Here is a 26092-nt window from a genome sequence, read left to right on the forward strand (position 1 = left end):
TATGAATATGAAAAATATTAGGTCTAACATAATTGCAGCAGGCATTTTATGCCTAAGTTTGGGAATGACTTCTTGCACTAAGGGCTTCTTGGATGTGGAATCAAAGACCGAATCTACGACAGGAAATTTTTATAAAACAGAGCAAGATGCCTATCGTGCCTTGTTGGGCTGCTACGATGGTTATAGACGTGCAACATGTGGTAGCGCTGTCAATTTCTTGGTTAGCGCCGAAGTAATGGGGTATGAATGTTTCGGCGGTTCCGGTGCTTCCGATGGTAACGGTATGCGTGTGACCGATCGCTTTGACCTCTCAGAAATGCCTTCTTCTACAGGTTCCAGTTGGTCTGGTTATTATGCAGGCATTTATCGTTGCAACGAATTAATCACACGCGAAAATAGCATTCAATGGAACGAAACGGGTAGCATGCATACTCAGTATATGGCCGAGTGCCATGCCATCCGTGCCTTCTTATATTTCGATGTGGTACGTCAGTTTGGTAACATTCCTTTGCTTACCAAACCTACTGATGAAAATATACCGCAGGCAGATCCCGCTGACGTGTATAAGCTGATTTTCGATGACCTGAAGTTTGCCATCGAAAATATTCCGGCAAACGCTTATCCCAAAGCTGAATCGGAAACAAACGATGGCAAGATTACCAAATATGCTTGCGAGGCCATCTTGGCACGTGCTTATTTGTACTACACCGGTTATTATGGTCAAGAGCCTGAAGGCGTGACCAAGGCTGATGCGTTAGCCGCTGTGGAAGACATTATTTCTTCAGGTCAATACGCTTTGATACCCGAATACCGGCGTTTGTGGCCTGCCGCTTGTGCCCAAAAAGCAGAAGTAGGTGATATGACTACCCTATATGGCGATTATGCCGGTGATGGTAATAACGAGACAGTATTAACCGTAAAATGTACAGCCAGTGTTAACTGGTCTGGTTTGGACGGTAACCGTTGGCAAGTAAACATTGCTTTGCGTACCTCAACAGGTGTGGCTCCTTATGCACAAGGTTGGGGATATGCTACAGTAAATCCTAAATTCGTTGAGGAATATGAGGATGGCGATACTCGGCGTACAGCTTCTGTGATTGATATAAAAGGCGAGGGATTGGAAGACAATCAGTTGGTTCAAACTTGTATTGTCCAATCGCAGGAATACACCGGTTACTATATCAAGAAGTATGCTCCATTGGCCTTTGCCGATGGTACACATGCTGGTATGGAAAACGGTACGGGTAACTTGATGATTTCAAACCACCAGGATTATGTTCAAGTTCGCTATGCCGACGTGTTACTAATGGCAGCTGAGTTGGGTAGCCCTAATGCGCAACAGTATTTCAACATGGTTCGCGAACGTGCCTTTAAGGATAAAGATGGCAACACCTCTCCGTTATACACCGAAAAACAAGCTACGAAAGAAAACATAATGCGCGAACGTCAGTTTGAATTTGCTTTCGAAGGCATTAACTATTACGACTTGCTACGCCAAGGCATAGACTATGCGGCTGCCCAATTAGCCAAACAAAACGGCGTTGAAGTGATGACAGCCGGTGCTCCTGCTACCATCTCGTTCAATCCTCAGAACTTTATAAACAAGGCAGGTTTGATGATGGTCAACACGAACCAGATTCTATTATCTGACGGTGTTTTGAAACAAAATCCTGGTTGGTGATAAGAGCCATATGCTTATAATATGAAATTTAATGAGAGTGTAAAAAAACAGGAATGCCGTTTGCGACTGGTTGTCATTTTGACACCTTCATCAAGACTATCCGTTTCTGTACATTTTTAAAGTGAGAAAACAAAATTTACTACATATTAAGGTTTACAAACTCAATTTATGTAATCATGAAAATGAAATCTTTATTTGTTGTGTTGTGCCTCACGATGGCTTATTTATCGGTCGGAGCGCAGAAAATTTACAAATTTCAGAACACGAAACTATCGGACGAAAAGCGTATTGACGCCTTGCTGGAAGAACTTATGCTGGAGGAAAGAATTGCTTTACTCGGCAGCGACCTAGCGGTGCCCCGTTTGGGCATACTTTCTTGCCGCCACCACGAGGGCCTACATGGATTGGCCTTGGGTGGTCCTGCTGCTTGGGGAGGACGTAAGAAAGGTGAAGATGGAAAAATAATTCCTACTGATAGACCTACGACTATTTTCCCACAATCATATGGGCTGGGCGCTACGTGGGATGTGGACTTAGTGAAAAAAGTAGGTGAGCAGGCTTCCCTTGAAGCGCGCTACTACATGCAACGTCCTGAAGACAAGCGTACAGCCTTGGTAATGCGTGCTCCGAATGCCGACTTGGCACGCGATCCGCGCTGGGGACGCACGGAAGAAAGCTACGGAGAGGATGCCTTCCTTACTGCCAGACTGACAGTAGCCAACATCAAAGGCTTGCAAGGTGATAACCCACGCTATTGGCGTACTGCCGCCCTGATGAAACATTTCCTGGCCAACAGTAACGAAGATCGCAGAGACAGCACATCAAGCAACTTCGATATGCGCCTATTCTACGAATATTATGCTTATCCCTTCTACAAAGGCATTACCGAAGGCGAAAGCCATGCTTTTATGGCTGCCTATAACGGATGGAACGGCCCGGCCATGTGCGTACATCCTTGCTTGAAAGAAATTACTCGCGACAAATGGGGCAACAACGGCATTATCTGCACGGATGGCGGAGCACTGAAGCTGCTAGTCAATGCCCACCATGCCTATCCCACTATGGCCGAAGGAGCGGCTGCGGTGGTAAAGGCTACTACAGGACAATTCTTGGATGTTTATAAGCCCTATATTGAGGAAGCTTTAGAAAAGGGTTTACTGACTGAGAAAGACATTGACAAAGCTATTCGTGGCAACCTATACGTAGCCTTAAGGCTAGGATTGCTGGACGGAAAAGATTCTGCAGACCCTTATAAGAACATCGGTACCATCCCCAACGAAGTGCCTCCTTATGAACGTGAGGAAGCCAAACAATTAGCACGCGAGGTGACGGCCAAGTCGGTGGTGCTGCTGAAGAATAGTAAGAATCTTCTGCCCCTCAATGCCTCCAAGCTGAAGAAGATAGCCGTAATAGGCCCTTATGCCGATAAGATTGTGCAAGACTGGTATAGCGGCACACCGGCATATGAGATTACTATCTTAGAGGGCATTCGCAACGCCGTGAAAGATGGACAAACAGAAGTGATTTATGCTACCAACAATGTAATAGATGAAGCCGTAAATGCGGCCCGGGAGGCTGATGTAGCTGTGGTATGCGTAGGAAACCATCCGTATGGCACACGTCCTGACTGGTTCTTCTGCCCCGTGCCGAGCGACGGACGAGAAGCTGTGGATAGAAAGTCGCTGATGCTGCCCGATGAAGACTTGCTGAAGCAGGTGTACAAGGCCAATCCCAACACTATCTTGGTACTAGTTAGCAGCTTCCCATACACCATCAACTGGAGTCAAGAAAATCTGCCAGCCATTTTGCACATTACGCATTGCAGTCAAGAACAAGGCAACGGTTTGGCCGATGTCTTGTTTGGTAAGGTCAACCCCTCTGGACATACTACTCAAACATGGGTGAAGGACATTACCGACCTACCCGACATGATGGATTATGACATTCGTAACGGACGTACCTACATGTACTACAAGGATGATGTACTTTATCCTTTCGGCTATGGCTTGAGTTATACTACATTCGACTACCAGCAAATCAAGTCTGTCAAGCAGGACAAGGATAAGGTTACCGTAACCGTGTTGGTAAAGAATTCTGGTAGCCGCGACGGTGAGGAAGTGGTGCAGCTGTATGCCAGCTATCCGGAATCAAAGGTAGAACGCCCGATGAAGCAACTGAGGGCATTCAGTAAGGTGCCTATCGCAGCCGGTGATACAAAGGAAGTGGTGCTTGATATTCCCAAGGAGGATTTCGCTTATTGGGATGAAATTCAAGATAAGTTCGTTGTGGAGCCCGGTAAGGTAAAACTACTTATCGGTGCCTCTTCAGCAGATATCCGTCTGGAAGGTGAAGTTACTTTATAGAACAGTTATTAGAGTTGAGTAAAAAGATTGTGATAGACAATGCAGAATCCGCACGCAGTCTGTCCTTTGCATAACTGTGTGTGGATTCTTTTCTATGCCTGCCTTTGAATATACAGACAACCTGAATGAAGAAACAGACAAGTATCAAGTGAACCATTGACAAAAACAACGAAGCTGGTGAAAAGCAGCTTTGCCGACAAATGTTCATCTTTGTAATAAAAAAATTCATTGCGTATGAAAACAGTTAAGTTGAAAATCAGGAAAGGCATCTCCCTGCTTTACGCGGGTATTTTCGTGTATACCTTTTCCGCTTGCTCTGCCGGAAGGACGGAGCAACAACCGAATAGTGTTTCGCAAGACGAACAACAGTTATATATAGGAGATTCCATTGCCGTAGCACAGACTCAGTATGGCAAAGTGCGCGGCTATCTATTAAGAGATATATACACCTTCTGTGGCATACCGTATGGGGCAAGCACGGCGGGCGAAAACCGTTTCATGCCTCCCCGCGAACCCGAGCCTTGGGAGGGCATCCGTCCAGCGGTCTTTTGGGGCGATACGGCTCCGCAGATTACGACAGGCAAGTACCGCAACACATACACTACATTTACCGACCATTGGAATTACTATGGCGTCAGCGAGGACTGTCTGATGCTAAACATTTGGACGCCCGCCTTGGCCGACACGAAGAAACGCCCTGTGCTGGTATGGATTCATGGAGGCGGTTTTACAAATGGCAATAGCATTGAGCAAGACAGCTATCGGGGCGAGAATCTTAGCCGCTACGGAGACATTGTATTTGTTTCATTAAACCATCGACTGGGCCCTATCGGCTTCAGTGACTTTTCAGGGGTGGATGAGAAGAAGTTTGCCGAGTCGGGCAATGTTGGTATCCTCGATTTGGTGGCCGGCCTGAAGTGGGTACACAACAACATCGCACAATTCGGAGGTGATCCGAGCAACGTCACCATCATGGGCCAGTCGGGCGGCGGAGCTAAAGTGTGCACGCTGGTAGCCATGGCCGAGACAAAGGGGTTGTTGCACAAGGCCGTAGCCTTGAGTGGAAACATCACGGGGGCAATAGATAACAATTACAGTACCGAACTGGGTAAATACATCCTAAAAGAGGCAGGTTTACCACCTTCGCAAATAAACAAATTGCAAGAAATACCTTGGCTCGACTACATCGTCCTGGCCAACCGAGCAGCCGCTAAGTATGACAAGCAACTAGGCGGCAATGGCATGATGCGTGGTTCTTTTGGGCCTGTGGGTGATGGCTTCCACATCCCGATGGATACATTTTATACCGATCCGGAAGCTCCCTCGGCCCATGTCCCCATGCTATTCAGCACCACTACATGCGAGTTCTCCATAAGCCGCGACAATGCTACCCTCGAAAAAATGAATAGAACGCAACTGGTGGAAATGGTGGACAAAATGAAAGGTAAAAACGGTGAGAATATTGTATTGGCTTATGAAAAAGCATTTCCCGACAAGAAACCTATTGAATTGCTCGGCTTGATAATGAGCTCCCGTGAGAAAGTGATTGAAGCCATCAATGCCAAGGCACAACAAAGCGCACCGGTCTATTTAGCATGGTTCGGCTGGGAGCCACCCTTATTCGACGGGCGCATGCGTTCCTTCCATTGTCTGGACATCAGTTTCTGGCTGAAGAATACCGACGTTATGCTTACCCATACGGGGGGAGGCAAGCGTCCGCGCGACCTCTCCACGAAGATGACCGACGCTTTACTGAGCTTCATGCGTACGGGTAGCCCCAATTGCACAAGCCTGCCTGAATGGCCGCAATATACACCGGACAAGGGAGCCACGATGATGTTGAACGACCAGTGCGAAGTAGTCTACGACCCTGACCGCGAAGCACGCAAAGTGTTAACAGAGTAAACCAAGCATTTTTCCTATTGTCCTATTAGAGTAGGACAATAGGAAAGGCAATACATATCGGCTACCATCCGGTTGCTTCCGTACCATGAGATAGCTGTCTTATTTATAATCTTAAAATTAATTCCAATGAAGAGTAAATTCATTTTAACAGCATTTTTTTGTGTTTGCAGCATAATGCCTATGGCAGCACAATGGCAACGTACGCCTACCCCTAACGACACGCTCCAATCAGTCAAAGTGCTGAGTGACGGCAGGATAGCATTGAATATCTACGCACCCCAAGCCAAGAAAGTAGACATCGAGGGTGACATTATTCCTTGGGGAAAGAAGCCAGATGTGATGAAATCGGTCTCTGGTGTATGGACGGTGACCGTACCTCCAGTAAAAGCTGGAGCCTACCGCTACCACTTTATAGTAGATGGTGTGAAAGTGTTCGATCCCAAGTCTCCCGAGGCACATGAAATCTCAGCCGTACTGAAAGTGGAGGCAAAAGATGGCGATTTTTTCTCCATGAAGGAAGATGTTGCCCATGGTGCAATAGCTCAACGTTATTATCACTCAAAGACTCTGAAGACTACCCGTCGCCTGCACGTATGGACGCCAGCGGGTTATGAGAAAAGTGTGGAAAAATTGCCGGTGCTCTACCTGATACATGGCGGAGGTGATACTGACCTTGCTTGGCCTACGGTAGGCTGCGCAGGCAACATACTCGACAATTTACTAGCCGAGAACAAAATGCAACCCATGATTGTGGTGATGCCCAACGGCTCCATTGCCACAGAAAACCTAATGGACGAAGTACCTCTATTTGCCAAAGACCTGATGAATGACATCATCCCTTACATCGAAGCCAACTACCGTGTACTGACCGACAAAGACCATCGTGCCTTAGCAGGCCTCTCCATGGGCGGCATGGAAACTTTGGAAGCAGGCTTGAATCACTACAAAGAATTCGGCTACTTATGGGTATTGAGCTCTGGATGGTTTGAGACGAACAAGAAAATGTACGCCGAACGCAGCACCTACCTCAAGACCATCGCTCAAGACTTCAACCACACAGTGCACGCCTTGCATTTCACGCAAGGTGGTCCAGAGGACATCGCTTACAACAATTGTAAAGCCATGCTGAAACTGTTTGACGCAGCAGGTATCAACTACAAGTACAGCGAAGCCCCCGGTGGACACACGTGGTACACGTGGCGCAATGACTTGTACAACTTGGCACAACAGTTATTTAAGTATTAAACATGACAATTATCATTGCAAAATACCGAATTACATCCTATTATTAACTTTAATCCCTCCCAGCAGTTCTCCATCCCAAGCTATAAAATTAAGTTTGGAAAATTATATCGTATATATACACATCACGTCACTTACTTACGCAACTACGCACTCCATTCAGATACATTATTAATAAATGAGAAAATAATTTCTAACATAAGTAACTTGAAACACTAATTCTTTCTTCTTTTTACAGAACTCCTAAAGTCTTCTGCTATGAGGTATCCTAAAAAAGAGGGAGTAACAGAAAAAAGAAAGTCCCTGAACCATTAAAATTCAGAGACTTACGATTTTAATTTTTCTATTTTAGCGGAGAGTGGGGGTTTTGAACCTATAACTCTAACTGCTTATATTTCAGCTACTTTGCTTTCAAAATTTCAAATAGGTAACGAAACAGTAACGATTTTCAGACGTTGGGCTTGTCCAACTTTGACCTCTGTTTGTCTGCCTAACTTTCGGGTTCAAAGATAAGTCTTTCTTTTGAAATACGCAAATCATTGATAATAAATATTCTGCGATTAGTGCAAGGTGCAAGCTATATATATAAATATATACTTGCACCTTGCACTAAAAAAAAGCACTGGGGTACAAATGCTTAAAACAAAATCCGTATCTTCGTAACCGATTAAAAACAAACGTGTATGATAATAACTAACCGTGAAGAAGTAATAGATAAAGCGTTCGGCGTATTTGTCAGGATGAACTACGAGAAAGCAAGCATCATCACGCTTGCCAAAGCCTGCGGGGTGACAAAAACGGGTATCGTTTATTATTTTCCGCACAAGCTGGATTTATTCATGGCTGTGGCGGACAAATACGTGTTGCAAATGCACGAACCGGAAAACAAGTTTGCCGCTCCTGCCGATACGTTGGCGGAGTTCATCGGGCAATACGTGGCGGGGGTAGCCGCTTCCATGAAAAGGATTGTTGAACTGATTGGTGATAATAGTAGCCCGCATGATTGTAGTCCTAACTTCTACTACTTTCACTTTCTGTCACAAGTGCGTATGTACTATCCGGGCATCAGGCAGAAAATTGAGAAAATCTACCGACAAGACTATGACCTATGGGAGAAAGTCATACAGAAGGCAAAAGAAAGCGGGGAAATCAGGAGCAACACGGACGTGAAGAAAACGGCTATCATGTTCCGGCAAATGTTTTTAGGGCTGTCATACGAACAAGCATTTCTAAACGGTTTGAACGTGGACGAACTGGCAGAAAATTTTCGCCATATCTATTCGCTGCTTAAAGCCTGATACTCTTTTGTTTTTTTAACCTCGATTATTTTTGAACAGATGTTCAAATAATGGTATTTTTATCTTATCTTTGGAGCGAAGCAAAATTCAGCGACATGGATAAGGTTCAGAAACAAAGAGGAAGCATCGTGCTACACAAAGAAACAAGGGACGGTGCGGATTACATACGGATAGAATATGCGAACAGTCAGGCTGTCGCCCTGCTGCTCGCCCAAGACACGGGCATGGAAATGGCTGGTAACGGCTCTGCATACATAGCGTCAGCCGCTTTCAGCCTGCCGGATTTTTACGACCGCTATTCGCCCCACGCCTATATTGATTACAGCCGGGTTTACGTGCGGCATCCCAAGCCCAAAAGGGAATACACACTGCCGAAAGGCTATCTCGAACTGCTGGAACAAAAGCGTTACAGCCCCTCGACCGTCAAAACATACCGTGCTTATTTCAGCGATTTCATGGAATATCACAAGGGACGGAACATCGACCGCCTGAAAGTGCCGGACATCAACAAGTACATACTCTATCTTGTGAACGAGAAGAAGATTTCGGTGTCGCAACAGAATATGCGCATCAATGCTATCAAGTTCTATTACGAGCAGGTGAAAGGCGGCAAACGGCAATACTATGGCGGTATCACCCGTGCCAAAGAGTACAAGAGCCTGCCCGAAGTGTTGAGCAAGAATGAAATTAAGCGCATCCTTGCACAAATTTCCAACATCAAGCATCACTGCATGATTTCGTTGGTTTACTCTGCCGGACTTAGAAGAAGCGAATTGCTTAACCTGACCCCGCAGGACATCAACAGTGAAACAATGTCGGTTCGTATCATGGGCAAGGGGAAGAAATGCCGTTATTCGCTCCTTTCGCCCAAGTTGCTGGAAGAACTACGGCACTACTTTCGGGAATATCGTCCACAAAAATGGTTGTTTGAGGGCGAAACACCCGGAGAGCAATATTCGGCAAGTGCATTGGTGAAAGTGCTGAAAGAAGCCGCACATCGTGCAGGCATCAAACACCGTGTACACGTACACATGCTACGCCACTCCTTTGCCACACACTTGCTGGAACAGGGAACAGACCTGCACACGATACAGGAATTGCTGGGACACAACGACATCAAGACCACAACCATTTATCTTCATGTGTCAAGTGCCCATAAAGCAAAAATCCCTAATCCTCTTGATACACTGGATAATTCGTGAGGTGCAGTTATAGAAGTGTAGGAACGACACCATAAGGTGCGGTTATAAATAACATTATCTATAACAAAAGCAATAAGAATGGAAAATTTAGAACAATATTGGGAGCAATCCTTTTCCCCTATTGGACGTAAGTTTACAGAAATTCGTCCCAATTATCAAGATATGGGGGAAACAGACAGTATGGTCGCCGCATTATATTGGCTGGAACTTGAAATGTATAATGGTGGATTTCTTCAATTCTTCTGTAATTGGGGATATGATGCTTATTTGCTTGCAATCAAAGGACTGGGAGCAATTAACGCAACATATACAGAACAACTTCTTATACAGGCATACGGCATCATCCAAAGATTAGAAAATGACAGCCAATTACAAGAGCTATGGAATATTCCCAAACATTTGACAGAGAACGAAATCACCAAGTTGAATAAAATAGACGAGGAATATTGGGAAGATAAGGAAAATATTATGCGGCTTATGCTTCTAAAATTCCATTCTGATTCAGTTGAAAATATAGATAACAAAGCGTGATAACGCTTGACAGCGTTCCCCGCTTAGCCATTAGTTGCAAATTAAAAATCAAATAGAATGGAAAATGTTGATAAAATATGCCCTATTTGCAGAAAACATCCCATAACTCTACCAAACGGAGTATGCTCTGTCTGCTATGATAAAGTGAAAACACAAGCAGATTGGAATACTACCGAATGGGGTAAAATAGAAAATCATGGACTTGATGCAATTATAGTGTTGGCAAAGTATATCTTAGATGAAATAGAAGATGACAACCAACATCAATGGCATCAACGTCGAATATGTTTTATGCAAGATATGGTAGAGCATTTGGATAAACAATATTTTCCTAATGCTACTATCCAACAGATAAATGACTTTGCACACTCGGCTGTTGATTTTTGGAAAGGAAAAATAACCAGTCAAGAAGCAACAGAGCAACTTCAATCCATGCGTAAGGTTCTGCAAAAGGATATTATGAAATTATCTGATTGGGAACCGAAAGATTTTCTGCTTTGGATGATGATGCCGGAAGATGATTTTGATTGGATGTGGGACCAGTGGTTTGAGTGCATTCATGCTTGTATCCCCGACAAGTGTAACGATAAGTTGTGGATAAGAATGTTTCATAAACATTTTCCAAATGAAATCAAAGCATGGGTAGACAATAACGAAGCAACTAACAAAGCGTGATAACGCTTGACAGCGTTCCCCGCTTAGCCATTAGCAAAAACAGAAAGTCTATGAACAAAGATTACCTTAAAAATGATAGAACGATGATAAAAGAACTTACTTCTTTTCCCAAGCGGGCACGTACCATCGACTGGGAAGACGGCAAACTGATTTTTGATGGCGATAAGGTGATGCTCATGCCCGAGCTATCTGTGGAGGTGATTCAACAGATTGGCGCTTATCCTGCTTTGGTGGGATTTCATGTCAAGCATTACCCTTTGACGGACGAACAGATTCAACCGCTGGCAGGTGCCAAGAAAATGGTCAATGTAGGGATCGAATATGCGGAGCTTACCGACGCATGCTTTGCGGTATTTGCCACCATGCCCACTTTGGAGTATCTGCTCTTGGCAGGAAATCCTGCAATTACGGGAAAGGGGTTGTCCATGATGCAGGCAAGTAAGGTGGCTCTGTTGGACTTGAGTGCCACGTCGCTGGACGATGAGGGGTTGCATCGGGCTGCTCAGCTCCCTAAGCTGAATCATTTGCATGTTCGACAAACTCAGATCACTTATGAAGGGGTGCTTGGCATTGCTTTCAATAAACGCCTTTCCTTGCGTCCTGGCGACCTCTTTACCCAGGAGCAGATGGAGCTGTTCGCCTCGTTGCAACGAAGCCAGGCGAAGAAGAAGTTGGAGGTGGACGCTGATGCGGTTCATCAGGCGGAACAGGTGCTGTATGCTTTCTTTGCCGCCATGACTCAATGGGAGAAATATACCGACCAGACAGGTTTTGATGCGCCGGATGTGCGACCGAAGTTGCAGCAGATCTGGCAGCAGTATGTATCCGAGAAGCCACGGATGGGGTATCGGCCGCTCGCTTTGTCGCTTTCTCCAGAGGGGACGTATGCCACCTTCCGCCTGGTTGATGCCGAACAGGTTTCCCGCAACAAACTTTACATCTATGCGCAGGATGAAAGAATCAATCTCGACTATCGTTTCTGTATGAAACGTGTGGGGGAAGCATGGAAAATCGATGCAGTACAGATGCGGACAGACGGGTGGAGGCGTTGTGGATTGTAAAAAGAGGAACTTGAACGAAATTACATTCGGGAATGATATTTTCAATTTCGAATAATAAACGGTATTTTGTTCATAGACCTAACCCAATATTAGAATGGGTATAATATTTTGCTAACAAACCGGGATAACGCTTACAGCGTTCCCCGCTTAGCCATTATCAGTAATTAAATAGTGTAACATTATGAATATATATGAAATTGGACAAGACTTTGATAATTACAAGTTCTTTGTATTCAAGGAAGATGATGAGTCAAATAAAGGCGTTTGGGATTATAATGGTCAATCACTTATTAATGAGTGGAAAGGGCTTAGTCTGGAACTGTTTAGAGATAAAAGGAAAAAGAAAGACAAACGAAGTGAGGAGTTTGATGCATCTTGTTATTTTTCCGGTTGTCTGATAGTAAATAAAAGAACTTCCTTATTACTCTCTGAAAAGCTGAAAGGGCAAATAGAAGTTTTACCTGTCAATGTGGACGGGAACGCTTCAGGTTATTATTTTATAAATGTATTGAATACAGTCGATGCCTTAAATATAGAGTCCAAGAGCAATGAAGAAATCTTGAAGATGATGAGGGATAATAATGGTATTTTCAATAAAGGAAATATCGGTTCATATATCATATTTCGGGATAGTCTGTTTAATAACAATTATTATTGCACAGATGAATTTGTAGATTTTGTGAAGCAAAATTCAATCACAGGATTAAAATTTACATGTGCAGGTATCACAAAATAAATCACTGATAACAAGCCAAGTTAGCTGCTAAACGCAGCTCCTTGTCAAACCATTAACATCAAAAAGCAGTGTACCATAATGGAAACAAGAGATAAACTTTTTACAGAAGAACAGTATTTGAAGCAACTGAAAATGTATGATGAAGATATTAGTTATTATGAACAAATGCATCTTTCAGGAAAACATATAGGTTACGATTCTTTGTTCAATTATAGGCTTCGTTATTTATTAGTACAGTATTCTATGGGACAGGATATTGATAAGCTGAAAAACAATTATGTGAAAGCCCTCAAAACAATGCCGAGATTTTGGACGGACAACGGATTTTATATTGAAATGTTGTGGCTTCTGTCAATAGGCATTATGTTGGATTACGAAGACGACCTTATACATGGTCTGGTGCAACTGATAAAAGACAGAGAAGCTAAAGACTATATTTATGATACATTGATTAGATACAGATTTCCTGATTGGGAAAGGACAACAAACCAAGTATTATATCCGTCACCCTATCGAATTGCTATCACTGTTACAGAGTTGGCTGAACAAGACAAAGCAGAAGCGGTGAAACGATTGGAAAAATACCTCAAAAAAGAATGGTATCGAGGACATTCTGATTTATCTTGGCATGACGACCATAAATATGGTATCAACCATGACGGTTATTGGTGTTTTGAAAGCGGTGCATTGGTCAAGGTCTTGGGGCTGGATGATAGCAGCCTGAAAGGGTTGCCCTACTATCCATACGACATGGTACACTGGAATGACAATATTAAATGAAGAAAAGGTATGAGTTACTCTGTTTGTGCATATTTGACAGAAGCCGATAAGGTAAAGTCTGTTTATGGAACTTGTGATAATCAGCTTATAAACCAATTAAAGGTTGCGTTGAAGCAGGAACTTGACACTCTGAACGATTATTTCAGCGATAGCCTGAACACGGATAAAGATGCTTATGCAGCGTTGGCAGATATAGTGAACGGAGAAATCCGTTATCCCGAAATTGCTTTCATGTACGGGTATGTATATGAAAAGATTTGCAACCATTATGGAACGCAAATCTACTGTGCGGAAAACCTTTGGCAATTGGATAGCCAAAGTACATTCATCCCTATTCCATTGAGCAGTGATTTTCCCTATATCATCAGCATACCCGTTTCAGATTTGGAGAGCAAGCGGACGGAATACACCTCACTACAAGAGGGTAACGGTATCGGAGATTATGATTACGAGCAGGAAATGGACGACTTGAATTTCATTTTCGATGAAGCCGTTGAAGCGCAAAAAGACCTTGTTATTATGGTGTATTGATATGGTACACTGGAATGAGAATAAAATATGATGTTAACGAAGCAGGATAACGGACAAGCCGTTCCCTGCTAAACCATTAATCAATATGAGTAACCTTATCACAGTAAATAGATTTGGAAAAGTTCTGATATGGGTATGGAACAGATGTATAAAGAAAACTGCCATTCCTTATGAAGAACTTGATTTCCATTACCCCGATTGGGCTTTCATTATTACAGGTTGTATCTTTTTCGGGGTTGTGGTAGGTGTTACCCTGTTTTATTTTGCTTTTATAAAACAATAGACTATTTACAATGAAAGCCCGACTTAAATACCCGATATTCAGCTTTGCCCCCAAAGGCAACATGATATACGTGTTTCGCAAGGAAGAACTGTACACAACGACCAATACCGAGTTGTTGAAGAAGCGGAAGAACTACATTGTAGTGGATGCAACCGGGACGAAATATGTTGAAAAGGGGGCGCACAAAGTGAAGTGGCAAGGGATATTCGGATATTGTATCAGGATGCAGGGACGTGTGATTTCCATTGAATACGAGTACGGGGACAACCCCGAACCGTTCCCACTACGAAAACTGCAAGAACTGGTAGCGGAACGATACCCCAAGACACGGTGGTTCAAGGAAGAATGCTGGAACAGCGCAGACGAGTTCCGGCAAGCGATTTTCGCCTGCAAGACCTTTGAGGAAGTGGCGGACATACTGATGCCCGAACGAAAAACGAGCGTTTGGCAGCGCATTGAAGAATATTTCCTGCGGGCAGGTTTTCTTATGCTTGCCGCCATGTTCCTTTATCACGTGGTTTGGCGGCTAATCCAAAAGTTTTGGCTATGGGCTACCGGGTAACGTACAGAAAACAAATCAATTTATTCAGATATGGAACAACGGATTACATCATTATTGCTTCCCGCTCCCGAAGCGGAGTTGGAAGCGTCCTGCAAGGAACTGGACGAAAAGGTAACATGGCTGCTGCACAACAGCCGGAAAATGGACAACTACTTGGAACTTGAACCGTTCAGCAAGGACGTGCGGCTGTGCGCCCACGTGTGCGACACGCTCAAAAGCCTGCCGGAAACGCCGACACTGGCGGCATACAAGGACTACAAGGCAATCATTATCCTGCTGGGTATGTCCACCACCCATTACGCCATACTGGACGAACTGGCGGAACAGCACCGCAAGCGGGACGAGATACCCGAACTGACCGCCTACTGCGATGCGCTCCACTGGATGCGACCGGGACGGCAGTACCTCTGCAACGTGTACAACACGGTATGCCACGCTTTCCACCTGCTACGGAGAAACCCGGTAAGGGACAACCGCCTGCTGGTGACGGAAAAGGAACTGCGCCACGCCGAACGGATGCTGCCGGAGCTGGGCAGGCAGACATTCACCGAAATGGTGCGTCTGAAAGGCTACATGGTCTATGATGCCGAGCAACTGGCGGACAAATGCGGCATGGAATACGGCTCGTTCCGACGGAAGGTAAAGAAAATGACCGGGTACACGGCTAAGGAATGGGTGATAAAGGAGCGTGCAAAGGACGTGGAACACTACCTGAAGAACACCAACCTCACGCTTACGGAAGTGGCGTTCACCACGGGGTTCGCATCGACATCGAACCTGAACGACTTCTGCAAGGCTTACTTGCTGGACACACCGGGCGAGATACGCAGAAAAGCGCAGGAAACAAGAAAATGCACAGTTACAAGAACGTAATGTGAAAAATCAAGAATAAAACAGATTTTTTATGCCCGTAACTTTGTGCTTCATAAAAGATAAGCACAAGGTTATGGAACATAAGATACCGTTGGAAACATACTTCGCCGGACTGCTTCAAAAAGTGGAATGGCAGATACAGGAATACGAGGACACCGCAGCGGACACGCTGACGCTCTGCCGCCTGTGCGTGGACTACCTGCAAGAGATACTGGGCGAACTCAAAAACTTTATAATCTCCTACCCGTTCGCCAGCACGGAAGAGGAAATACACTTCTTCAAGGAACTGAAACCGCTTTTAGCGAGCAAAATCATCTATTACAACACCGTTTACAAGATAGAGGTGCGCTTCCCCAGCGGCAGCGAGGAAGTGCAAAGGGACTACCTGCTGTCGGAAACCGACCGGATTTCAAAGTCGTTCCAGCGGAACTTGGCGTTCTACCAGTACCACCGAACGAAAGCCACCTACTTGGACAGGCAGTATTTCATGCGTGGGAAGCCTGACATACAAATCATCGTGGACAGTTTCTATTACGAAACAGACCCACAGTTCAGCACCAGTCACGATTTCAAGGTAGCCAAGATTTTAGCCAACGAACTGCTGGAAATATACCTCACCAACCGTCTGCACGAGCTGGAACGCCGGGAACAACGCAAGCGGGTGAAGAACGGCTTCATGGGAAAGGTGTTGCGCTGGACGGGGACGAAAAGGGCGTTGGTGGAACTTATCTACGCACTGGACGCCTGCGGCTGTCTGAACAAGGGGACGGTTGATATTAAGGAGATTGTAGCCTACTTTGAATACGTGTTCGACATCGACCTCGGCGACTTCTACCACACCTACATGGAACTAAAAGCCAAGACCAAAGACCGAACGGGCTTCCTCTCCACCCTGAAAGACAGGTTGCTGATGCGCATGAGGGAGCAGGATTAGGCAACCGTGCTTTAACAAAATTTATTTCGCCACAGGTGGGTACATCTGTGGCGTTTTATTTTTCAGGACACCCGAACTTTGCGGCAAATCAATCAGTTACCGTTATGGAAATAATAACATTCGAGTCCAAAGCCTACAAGGAACTGGACAACAAGATTACCGCCATTGCCGACTACATCTTCAACCACATGGAAACGGCAAGGCAAAGCGAGGAAGACATGTGGGTGGACAGCTACGAGGTCTGCACGTTCCTGAAAATAAGCGAAAAGACCCTGCAACGCCTGCGGGTGTCGGGAACTATCGCCTATTCCAACATCAGGGGACGCTACTTCTACAAGGTCAGCGAGATACGCCGGATGCTGGAAGAACGCCTGATAAGGAGCAACAAGGAGAACATCGACAACCTGATAACCAACCACCAGTTGTATGCTAAGGAAAGAGGAAATCTTAGAAAGAACAAGTAACGGGCTGGCGGTGTTCAAACACTACCTGCCCGGCAATTGGCGCATAGGTCGCAACTTCCTTAACCCGCTGTACGAGGACAGCAAGGCTTCCTGCAACATCTATTTCGACCGCCGGGGCGGTATCTACAAGATGAAAGACTTCGGCAACGACAGTTACAGCGGCGACTGTTTCTTCCTCGTGGGGCAGTTAAAGGGGCTGGACTGCAACCGGGCGGCTGACTTCGTGGAGATACTGGAAATCATCGACCGGGATTTGGGCTTGGGGCTGGCTTCCGGCATTCCGGTTTCCGTTCCCCCGGCAACCGTCTGCCGGGCAGTGCCGGACAAACCCGAAGAAACGCCCGAAAAGCCCGTCAAGCCCTACCAGTTCCGGGAACAGAAGTTCCCGCTTGCCGAACTGGTGTACTGGCAACAGTACGGCATCACGCCCGAACTGCTGGAACGTTACAAGGTCTGTTCGCTCCGGGAATACAACAGTGAAACGGCAGAGGGCAAACCGTACACCTACACTTCATCGGTGGCAGAACCCATGTACGGCTACAAGGGCAAACAGCACATCAAGCTGTACCGCCCGTTCTCCACGCCCCGTTTCCTCTACGGCGGCAGCTTCGGTGAGAACTACTGTTTCGGGCTGGAACAACTGCCAGCCAAAGGCGACACGCTATTCATCACGGGCGGCGAGAAAGACGTGCTTTCGCTGGCGGCGCACGGTTTTCACGCTATCTGCTTCAACAGCGAAACGGTGACAATACCGCCCACGCTGGTTTATCGGCTGACATTCCGGTTCAAGCACATCGTCCTGCTCTTTGACATGGACAAGACGGGCAGGGAAAGTTCATGCAAACAGGAAAAACTACTGGAAGAATTTGGAGTGAAACGCCTGCTGCTCCCGCTTCCGGGAACGAAAGAGGAAAAGGACATATCCGACTACTTCAAAGCCGGGAACACCCGTGAAGATTTCCTGAAACTGTTTATCGAATTTTTAGACAACCTGTATAGCGACACATTGATTATGCTTAAATCATGCGAAATAGATTTCAACAACCCGCCCGCCAAAGCGCAAGAGATTATTTCGGCGGGTGACGTTCCGCTGGGGACACAAGGCAACCTGTTCGGCATCACCGGGGGCGAGGGAACGGGAAAGAGCAATTATATAGCCGCAATCGTGGCGGGCTGCATCTGCCCGGCTGGTGCGGAAGTAGATACGCTGGGCATACAGATAACCGCCAACGGCAAACACAAGGCGGTCTTGCTCTACGACACCGAACAGTCGGAAGTGCAACTGTTCAAGAATGTAAGCAACCTGCTGGCACGTGCCAAACAGCCGGACAAACCCGATGAACTGAAAGCGTTTTGTCTTACCGGCATGTCACGCAAAGAACGCCTGAACGCCATTGTACAAAGCATGGACAAGTTCTACTACCAGTACGGCGGCATCCAGTTGGTCGTCATTGACGGCATCGCAGACCTTGTTAAGAGTGCCAACGATGAAGCGGAAAGCGTGGCGGTGATAGATGAACTTTATCGGCTGGCGGGGATCTACAACACGTGTATTCTGTGCGTGCTGCACTTCGTCCCCAACGGATTGAAACTGCGGGGACATTTGGGTAGTGAGTTGCAGCGTAAGGCGGCTACAATCCTTTCGATAGAGAAAGACGAAGAACCCGCCCAGTCGGTCGTGAAAGCCTTGAAAGTAAGGGACGGAAGCCCGTTGGACGTTCCTTTGATGCTCTTTGCATGGGACAAGGAAGCGGGGATGCACGTGTACAAGGGCGAGAAGCCCCGTGAGGAAAAGGAGAAGCGCAAGGAAAGGGAACTGGTGAATGTCGCACGTGACATCTTCGGGCGGCAGACACGCATCACCTACATAGACCTTTGCGAGCAGTTGCAGCAGGTATTGGACATCAAGGAGCGCACCGCAAAGAGCTATATCCGCTTCATGCGGGAAAGGGACATCATCACCAAAGACACGGCGAACCAAAGCTGTTTTGTCATCGGTTCATATCATCTTCAAAGGAACGCAAGCTGCCCGTAGGCGTATGGGCTGAACTTGTGTATTTTTAGGTGCTTGTGTCCTGCCCTGTTGTGATAACACGGCAGGATTTTTTCTGTTTGCACGTGATTTTTCAGGGTATTTGCTTAACTTTGCAGAAGTTACACGGAAAAGTAACGGCAGTTGGACGGCGGTTGCCGGAATATTGCCTTTATATATAACATATACGTTCGCCGAACGTCCCGATGCGAAAACTGGCACTTTTCAAAATGTGGGGATATTCAGCGCAGGATATGCTATGCGTTTGTCATAGCGTGGCTGCACTGTTTCCACATTTGGGTATGCCAGTACCTCGCATCGAAACAGCGTCATGCCACGCTTTCTTTTTTGGGGTTGCGGCTAACGTGCCAAGACAGTAGGGATTTATATCACTTTAATACCTGATAATATGGAACAAATCAAAGCGCACATCGCCGTATCGCTGGACGGGCATACCGCCACGCCGGACTATGAACTGGACTGGATGCCCCGTGAGGTCAAGGAACTGGCGGCAAGGGAACACGCCGCCGCAAGCTGCCTGCTTATGGGGGCGAACACCTACAACTACATCTTTGAACACTGGGGCGGGTGGCCGCACAAAAGCAAACGGTCTTTTGTGGTGTCACACTACGACACCAACGTTACACCGGACTGCGGGGTGGAGTTCCTGACCGAAGAACCGCTGCAAAGGGTTTATGAACTGAAACAGGAAACCGACATGCTGGTGGTGGGTGGCGGCAAGCTGCTTACTTCATTGATTAAAGCCGGACTGCTGGACAGCCTGACAATCTACACCGTCCCGGTCATGGCGGGCAAAGGCATCGGTTTTGTCGGGGAAACATCCGGCTCGCTGTGGAAGCTCTCGGAAAGCAGGGTGCTGGATAACGGGGTGGTCTGTTCGACCTACCTGTTTGGCGGGAACATATAAAAAATGCGCCCGGTTTCCCTCCGGGCGCAACCACTAAAATTTCAATTATTATAAGCTGTAAAACCTATCACAATGAAATTTCAGCGGCAAAGATAGGCTATTTCTTCGGTTTCGCTTTCTTTTCGGGGAATGAAAAACCGACATTGAACTGCTCGTCCAGTACCAGCGAAGCATCGAAAGCCTTGCCGTTCTTGCCCTTGAAGCCCTTGATTAGCCCGGTCTTGTGTTTCGTCACCAGCTCGACAATCTGCTTGTCGGAAAGCTGTTTGTCGCACTTGTTGCGGAATATGGTAAGCGTGCAGTCCACGTTGGAACACTTCGCCACTTTCGGGTAGAACAGGATGCGCCCGCTGCCGCATTTCGGGCAGGGGCAGGTTTCACCAGTAGCGACAGATAGCTGCACCGATAGCAGTTCTGCGGTGATTTGCGTTGCGTACACCTCGATGCCCTTCCGGAACGTGTCGGCATCCATGCTGCCCGCTTCTATCTTGGCAAGGGCGGTTTCCCACATGCCCGTCATTTCGACATCGGCAATCTTCTTGTCCTTGACAATCCCATAAACGGCAAGCCCCTTGTCGGTAGGCACAAGGTTCTTCTTCTCACGCACGATGTACTGGCGGGCGAACAGCGTTTCGATAATCGCCGCACGGGTGGCGGGCGTGCCTATCCCGGCATCTTTCAGGCTGGCTTTCAGTTCGGCATCTTCCAGTTCCCTGCCTGCGTTCTCCATTGCCGCCAACAGGCTGCTTTCCGTGTGCAGCGGTTTCGGCTTGGTCTGCTTTTCGAGCAGATCCACGCCGGAGAGTGGCAAACATTCTCCCTCTTGGAGTGGCGGCAGGCTGGCGGCTTCTTCATCCCCGCCCGTTTCCTGCTCGCCGAACACGGCACGCCACCCGGCTTCTTTCATCACAGACCCTTTCACCGTGAAGTCGGTATCTCCCCCTGACAGCAAGGCGGTGGTAACGTCTTTCACGCACTTGCCCGAAAAGGCTTCCAGCATACGCCCGGCTACCAGCTCGTAAACCGCCCGCTCGTCTTTGGAAAGTTCGCCGGGCAGGTTCTCGGTAATGATTAAGGCGTGGTGGTCGGTCACTTTGCCGTCATTCACGCTGCGGCGGTTCAGGGGTGTGCCGTCCAGCCCGGCGGCATACCCGGCAAAGCGGGAGTATTGCCCCAGCAGGGCGACACGTTCCGGCATTTCATCGAAAACGTCCTCCGGAATATAGCGGCTTCCGGTTCTTGGGTAGGACATCACTTTCTTTTCATACAGGCTTTGCGCTATGGAAAGCGTCTTGTCAGCCGAGAAGTTCAGCTTCGTGTTCGCTTCCTTTTGCAGCGTGGTAAGGTCGTACAAAAGCGGCGGTTCTTGGCAGGCTTCTTTCCTCTCAACGGATTTAACCACAAGTTGCCCGGCATCCTTTACCCGTTGCAGGGCGGCTATGGCTTCGGGCTGCTGTTCCCACTTGGCGGTCGATTGGGCGGTAAAATTTATTCCCCCGCTGGCAGTCGCCGCTTTGAGTTGCCAAAACTTGGCGGGTACGAAATTCTTGTTCTCCAAATAGCGGCTGCATATCATCACGAGCGTGGGTGTCTGCACCCTGCCCAGCGAGAACACCCCCTGCCCGGCGGCAACGCTCAACGCTTGGGTGGCGTTTATCCCTATCAGCCAGTCCGCTTCGCTGCGGGACTTGGCAGAGAAATAGAGGTTATCGTAACGCTCTCCCGGCTGCAAGTTATCCAGCCCCTCACGGATTGCCTTGTCGGTAAGGCTGCTTATCCACAGGCGCACAAATGGTTTCCGGCAGTTCAGGTAATGGAAGATATAGCGGAAGATTAACTCACCCTCACGCCCGGCATCGGTGGCGACAATAATCCGGTCGCACTGGTCGAACACTTCCTTTATCACTTTCAACTGTTTCAGCACGCCGGGGTCTGCCTTGTAACCTTTCTCCGCTTTCACCTGACGGGGGATTAATTGAAAATCGGGCGGCAGTATGGGCAGGCTCTCCCTGCGGAAGTTCGCCACGCCGTAGGCTTCCGGCATGGCAAGCTGGATTAAGTGGCCGAACGCCCATGTCACCATATACCCGTTACCGGAAAGATAACCGTCATTACGCCCGGTCGCCCCGATGATGCGGGCGATGTCCTTTGCCACGCTGGGCTTCTCTGCTATCAATGCAATCATAATTCTTTACTTTTTAATGGTGGATATTACATTTTCATTCCTCTGGACTTCTTGGGCTTGTCAGCTTTCAGGCTCTTGTCCTGCGCTTTCTCCTGCTTCTCTTTCTGCTTGGCGGTGGGCTTGTCCTGACCCTGTTTCAACGGCTCTTTGCCCTGCTTGGTGGCTTCGTTGGTCTTGCCCCCCGAATTGACCGCTACCTGCGTCCGGCTCTCGGCGGTGGGGGTAACGTCTTTCGGCTGCACCTTGTCGGGGGATTTGCCCTGTGCGCCGGGCTGTACATGACCGTTGAACTCAACGCCCTTGCCGTCCTTTAGCCCGGCGACCTGCCGCTCTGCGGGCTGCTGCCACTGCTGCAAGAACTGGACGGCGGCACGGGGCAGGAACTCCAAGCCACGCTCCACCGCACTGACCTGCAAATAGGCACTGCGCTGCGTGCCGTCCCTGAATTGCAGGTTTTCCATTTTCACCGCTTGCCCGGCTTCAAAGGCGGCTTTCTGTTCCGGGCTGACTTGCACGTTACAGATTGTATCGGGGCATTTCCACTTGTCAGCCCGCATATACTCCAGTTCGTGCGTGTACCTGTCCCGGCTGACGAACACGGGGATTTGCTCGCCGCTTTTCGGGTCTTTGATTTCAGCGATGCCGCCCAAGTTGCCAGTGCCTTGCAAGTTGCCCTGTTCCTGCTTGGTGAACTCGTGTTCATGGAACGGGCGTTGCAACAGTTTTTCGTCCTGCTGCACGCCGTGTAGCTTGGGTACTACCGTGCCGTCCTTTGCCTGATAGAAAGAGATCTTGACATCGGTAGGTTTGAGATAGAAGCCGCCCACCGTCCCCGAAACAGTGTAAGTGTTGCGGGACTTGTAGCCACGCATCACCCGGTCGAAGTCCCTCGTGTTTTTCAGGGTGTCGGCGGTGATGCCGACTTTTTTCAGGTTCTCCCAGTCGATTTTTGACGGGTCGAAGCGGTAGCCCTGCTTGAACTCGTGGAAGTCGGGCTTCGGAACTCGAAGCATTTCAGCCCGCTTGTCACCCTCCGGTGTAGGGTTGCGGTGGTTGTCCTCGATTGCCTTTGCGTCCCGCTCCGCTTCGGAAGCCTTGACGCTGAACAGTTCCAGCCCGGAAGTGTCCTGATACTTGCGGTAGAAGTTGGAAATGAAGTTGCTGAACACATCGCTGTTCTTGTCCACCTGCATGAACTCGCCGCCGTGTCCGGTAGTGGGTGGCACGGTCTGCAAATTGCCGTCCTTGTCGATACCCTTAACGGCACTCACCTTTCCCTGCTGTTTATCCAAGACCAGCAGCACGTCTTTTTCCTGCCCCTCTGCGGGCGGGGTCATTCTGTTTGCCATAAATAATTGGAATTTTAGTGGTTACGGGAATAGTCCCGCCCAAAGGTAGCGACTAAATATGCTATATTTGGACGGGCGGCAAGGACTGTCCGAATTTGTCCGGTACTGTCCCAATTTGTCCGAGTGAATAAAAAAATATCCAACCAATAGTTGGAGAAATAAAAAACATCTTCGGCAAAATATTTGTTATGTTTTTTCAGGTGATTACATAATATACTATCTTTGCTTCATAGAAACAAAGTACATAAATATGGCTTCATTCAGGAAAGAGATACTTGGGCAGATTGAACGGATAGATACCGGGCGTATATTCACGTTCCGGGATTTGTCGTTTGAAACGGAAAAGACCGCCAATGTTGCGGTGCTACTTTCCGAACAGAGCCGCAAAGGGGTACTGGTACGGGTTGAAAAGGGGGCGTACTATCGTCCCAAGAAATCAGTGCTGGGACTGGGAAAGCTGCCTGTCTATCAGGATGAACAGTTCCGCTATCTGACTGAAAAACTGAACGGCTATATCACGGGTGCTTACGTCTATAACAAAATGGGGCTGACCGAACAGGTAGCCACAACCATAACGATAGCCACTCCTAACCCGGTTCGCCGTTTCCGTTTCAAGAACTTGGATATAGAGTGCGTGAAAGCCTACTGCATGGACTACCCGGATGAAAGCCTTGTCCCGTACTTGCGGCTGCTCGATGCGATAAAGGACATGAAGCGCATACCCGGAACAACCGGGCAGGACATCTACAACCGGGTCAAGAGCCAATATTTCAACGGGTATAGCCTGCTGGAACTGGAAAAAATCGTATCTTTGGCGAAAAGTTACCCGCCACGTGTCAGAAAGGTGGTGGCGGACATACTGGGCGACATCAGACAAACCGTATTGCAAACAGAAATGGCAAAGACCATTCTTCCCACGACACGGTTCAACTTGGATTATAAAACAAGAAAAACGCAATTAAGATAAAATATTCAACCAATGGTTGCGAAATTAAGCATAAAAAAGAGAGTGAAATCAATCACTCTCTTTCGATGAACCCTTTGTGAACCCTTTTAATGGTTTTCAAATGCTTGTTAAACAGGAAGTTCAGCATTTCATAAAAGCAAAAACATTCAATTATGAACCCTTTGTGAACCCTTTAAGTGTATAATGAGTGCCTTTTCCTGTTGTTCCTTGTATTTCCAGCCAGTTATCCAGTTGCGACAAAATTCGATAAGCAGTAGTTTTACTGGTATTTAACAAATTCTGCACATCTGAATTATTTATACTCCCATTTTGGGCGGCATACTCAATAATGGGTATATACCTTTCATCCACTCGCTGCGCCAATAGCTGCGAACGTATATCGGTATAATAGGTAATCATCAGACCGCTTAACATTTCAAGTTTGGGTGGCAACAACTTGTATGCGCTGACAGCTTCCAAGATACGCTTGTAGCCACGTCCCCAGCTTTCAATATCCCCGCTTCTGAAAAAGGCGTTGGCGATTAGCGGGTTATAGGGAGAGGACGGGTGGCTTTCAAAAAGTTTTTCGGTCGTCCAGCTTTCCGGTAACTGTCCGGCGTTCCAAAAGGTGATATGGTCGGGGAACACGCTAATCTGAATGGGTACGGCACTGGCATAGTCTTTATGTGCCACACAATTCATCAGTGACTCCCTGATAGCTTCCACCGGGAACTGCGGTGTTTCACGCCGGGAAATTCCCTCGTATGATATATGATAAATCAGGTATTTGGTCTTTATCAAATCCATTGCCTTATCCACCTGCTCCATTAAAGAGCCGTGAACCTCGTCCTGAAACTCCAAGTTACCCTTATCATCCCGGAAGAAACCTATCTTGATATAAGCCCCGGTTACAAAGCGTTCCGGGTCGGGGTGGAACAACAGCAAGGCGGCACGGGTCGGACGGTTGGTTTGGGTGTCAATCAGCCGCAAATCGTGCAGCAAATTTTCGGTAGTATCTTTCAACACATCTTCGTCCACACGCCCGCTTCTCGCCGCTTCCTTGCGGAAACGGTTCAATGCGCCGGGGGAAAGTTCCTCTATGCCTGCCCACTCTATGGGAAACTCGTCCCAATGCCTGCCAGTACGTTGCAGGATAAAACGGTTCAACGCCGCACCTTTCAACTCCTGTTTCGTGCTGCCGCTGCGATAGTGGTACTGACCTTTGTAATTGATAGGATTGGAATAAGGCGGTACGTCAATCTCGATATATTTCAGCCCGTTTTCTTCCAGCAGGTTCACGTCCACGATGATACCCAGCACGTCACGCACTTTGTTCGGTATATCCTCCAGCAGTTTGTCGGCATCGGCAACGCCGACTACCTTACCGTTGTCATTCATACCTATATATATCTTGCCGCCTGTGGCGTTGGCAAAGCCGCATATCCATTTCAGATACTCGTCACGCCAGCTTTCTTTCCATTCCGTATTTTGGTTTTCATTCATAATCATTTCTTTGTCTGCAAAATTAGTA

General features: G+C 47.4%; 23 protein-coding genes. 20 read left to right on the plus strand and 3 right to left on the minus strand.

The features are described from left to right. Nucleotides 1-7 precede the first annotated feature (7 nt). The 19 genes from HUX74_RS15980 to HUX74_RS16065 all read left to right on the plus strand — a co-directional run bounded on the left by HUX74_RS15980 (nucleotide 8) and on the right by HUX74_RS16065 (nucleotide 20081). A complete protein-coding gene (locus HUX74_RS15980; protein WP_016272722.1) occupies nucleotides 8-1681 on the plus strand; it encodes a RagB/SusD family nutrient uptake outer membrane protein in 1674 nt (557 codons plus the stop codon). Nucleotides 1682-1857: 176 nt separating this feature from the next. Next, nucleotides 1858-4044, plus strand: coding sequence for a glycoside hydrolase family 3 C-terminal domain-containing protein (locus HUX74_RS15985; protein ID WP_174647014.1), 2187 nt, complete (start codon nucleotides 1858-1860; stop codon nucleotides 4042-4044). A 234-nt stretch (nucleotides 4045-4278) separates the two neighbouring features. Beyond that, on the plus strand, nucleotides 4279-5949 hold the full coding sequence (locus tag HUX74_RS15990) for a carboxylesterase/lipase family protein (protein ID WP_098032821.1): 1671 nt from the start codon (nucleotides 4279-4281) through the stop codon (nucleotides 5947-5949). A gap of 180 nt (nucleotides 5950-6129) precedes the next feature. Next, nucleotides 6130-7194 carry an alpha/beta hydrolase-fold protein gene (locus HUX74_RS15995; protein ID WP_229075395.1) on the plus strand — a complete coding sequence of 355 codons (1065 nt, stop codon included), beginning with the start codon at nucleotides 6130-6132 and terminating at the stop codon, nucleotides 7192-7194. A gap of 680 nt (nucleotides 7195-7874) precedes the next feature. Continuing rightward, entirely contained in the window at nucleotides 7875-8489 is a 615-nt protein-coding gene (locus HUX74_RS16000) for a TetR/AcrR family transcriptional regulator (protein ID WP_005924132.1), read from the plus strand. Nucleotides 8490-8584: 95 nt separating this feature from the next. Further along, nucleotides 8585-9691, plus strand: coding sequence for a site-specific integrase (locus HUX74_RS16005; RefSeq protein WP_055295521.1), 1107 nt, complete (start codon nucleotides 8585-8587; stop codon nucleotides 9689-9691). 78 nt (nucleotides 9692-9769) lie between these two features. Continuing rightward, nucleotides 9770-10222, plus strand: coding sequence for a DUF4375 domain-containing protein (locus HUX74_RS16010; RefSeq protein WP_027202908.1), 453 nt, complete (start codon nucleotides 9770-9772; stop codon nucleotides 10220-10222). A gap of 57 nt (nucleotides 10223-10279) precedes the next feature. Continuing rightward, nucleotides 10280-10897, plus strand: a complete 618-nt coding sequence (locus HUX74_RS16015) for a hypothetical protein (RefSeq protein WP_018712181.1) — start codon at nucleotides 10280-10282, stop codon at nucleotides 10895-10897. Between the two features lie 83 nt (nucleotides 10898-10980). Next, nucleotides 10981-11958, plus strand: a complete 978-nt coding sequence (locus HUX74_RS16020) for an NTF2 fold immunity protein (RefSeq protein ID WP_027202914.1) — start codon at nucleotides 10981-10983, stop codon at nucleotides 11956-11958. A gap of 181 nt (nucleotides 11959-12139) precedes the next feature. Continuing rightward, nucleotides 12140-12694 carry an imm11 family protein gene (locus HUX74_RS16025; protein ID WP_055295420.1) on the plus strand — a complete coding sequence of 185 codons (555 nt, stop codon included), beginning with the start codon at nucleotides 12140-12142 and terminating at the stop codon, nucleotides 12692-12694. A 78-nt stretch (nucleotides 12695-12772) separates the two neighbouring features. Continuing rightward, complete coding sequence (locus HUX74_RS16030) at nucleotides 12773-13474, plus strand: PoNe immunity protein domain-containing protein (RefSeq protein WP_007480240.1); 702 nt, start codon at nucleotides 12773-12775, stop codon at nucleotides 13472-13474. Nucleotides 13475-13483: 9 nt separating this feature from the next. Then, nucleotides 13484-14005: a hypothetical protein gene (locus tag HUX74_RS16035; RefSeq protein WP_007480238.1), complete on the plus strand. Its 522-nt coding sequence runs from the start codon at nucleotides 13484-13486 to the stop codon at nucleotides 14003-14005. Between the two features lie 85 nt (nucleotides 14006-14090). Then, nucleotides 14091-14288, plus strand: a complete 198-nt coding sequence (locus tag HUX74_RS20810) for a hypothetical protein (protein ID WP_055295418.1) — start codon at nucleotides 14091-14093, stop codon at nucleotides 14286-14288. 10 nt (nucleotides 14289-14298) lie between these two features. After that, a complete protein-coding gene (locus HUX74_RS16040; protein ID WP_004326093.1) occupies nucleotides 14299-14850 on the plus strand; it encodes a hypothetical protein in 552 nt (183 codons plus the stop codon). 30 nt (nucleotides 14851-14880) lie between these two features. Then, a complete protein-coding gene (locus HUX74_RS16045) occupies nucleotides 14881-15723 on the plus strand; it encodes an AraC family transcriptional regulator (RefSeq protein WP_033572530.1) in 843 nt (280 codons plus the stop codon). 31 nt (nucleotides 15724-15754) lie between these two features. Then, nucleotides 15755-16657 carry an RteC domain-containing protein gene (locus HUX74_RS16050; protein WP_004326095.1) on the plus strand — a complete coding sequence of 301 codons (903 nt, stop codon included), beginning with the start codon at nucleotides 15755-15757 and terminating at the stop codon, nucleotides 16655-16657. A 35-nt stretch (nucleotides 16658-16692) separates the two neighbouring features. Further along, nucleotides 16693-17121, plus strand: a complete 429-nt coding sequence (locus tag HUX74_RS16055) for a helix-turn-helix domain-containing protein (RefSeq protein WP_007845709.1) — start codon at nucleotides 16693-16695, stop codon at nucleotides 17119-17121. Next, nucleotides 17084-19156: a bifunctional DNA primase/helicase gene (locus tag HUX74_RS16060; RefSeq protein WP_007845710.1), complete on the plus strand. Its 2073-nt coding sequence runs from the start codon at nucleotides 17084-17086 to the stop codon at nucleotides 19154-19156. The genes HUX74_RS16055 and HUX74_RS16060 overlap by 38 nt, the downstream gene beginning before the upstream one ends. Nucleotides 19157-19562: 406 nt before the next feature. Beyond that, nucleotides 19563-20081 carry a dihydrofolate reductase family protein gene (locus HUX74_RS16065; protein ID WP_004326099.1) on the plus strand — a complete coding sequence of 173 codons (519 nt, stop codon included), beginning with the start codon at nucleotides 19563-19565 and terminating at the stop codon, nucleotides 20079-20081. Nucleotides 20082-20178: 97 nt separating this feature from the next. On the opposite strand, the gene topB is transcribed toward HUX74_RS16065, so the two are convergent. Together topB and HUX74_RS16075 are read right to left on the minus strand one after the other, a co-directional pair. Continuing rightward, the gene (topB, locus tag HUX74_RS16070; RefSeq protein WP_055295415.1) at nucleotides 20179-22266 is read right to left on the minus strand and encodes a type IA DNA topoisomerase; all 2088 of its coding nucleotides are present in this window, start codon (nucleotides 22264-22266) and stop codon (nucleotides 20179-20181) included. A gap of 26 nt (nucleotides 22267-22292) precedes the next feature. Then, entirely contained in the window at nucleotides 22293-23615 is a 1323-nt protein-coding gene (locus HUX74_RS16075) for a DUF3945 domain-containing protein (protein WP_055295414.1), read from the minus strand. Nucleotides 23616-23865: 250 nt separating this feature from the next. Here HUX74_RS16075 and HUX74_RS16080 point away from each other — a divergent pair, with 250 nt between their 5' ends. Then, nucleotides 23866-24582 (plus strand): DUF6088 family protein, encoded by a 717-nt coding sequence (locus HUX74_RS16080; protein ID WP_055295412.1) that lies wholly within the window; start codon nucleotides 23866-23868, stop codon nucleotides 24580-24582. Nucleotides 24583-24732: 150 nt separating this feature from the next. Here the strand turns inward: HUX74_RS16080 and HUX74_RS16085 are convergent, their stop codons facing one another. Further along, entirely contained in the window at nucleotides 24733-26064 is a 1332-nt protein-coding gene (locus HUX74_RS16085) for an ATP-binding protein (protein ID WP_055295518.1), read from the minus strand. Nucleotides 26065-26092: the final 28 nt, after the last annotated feature.

Source organism: Bacteroides sp. Marseille-P8574, assembly GCF_902825465.1.
Lineage (GTDB): Bacteria > Bacteroidota > Bacteroidia > Bacteroidales > Bacteroidaceae > Bacteroides > Bacteroides uniformis.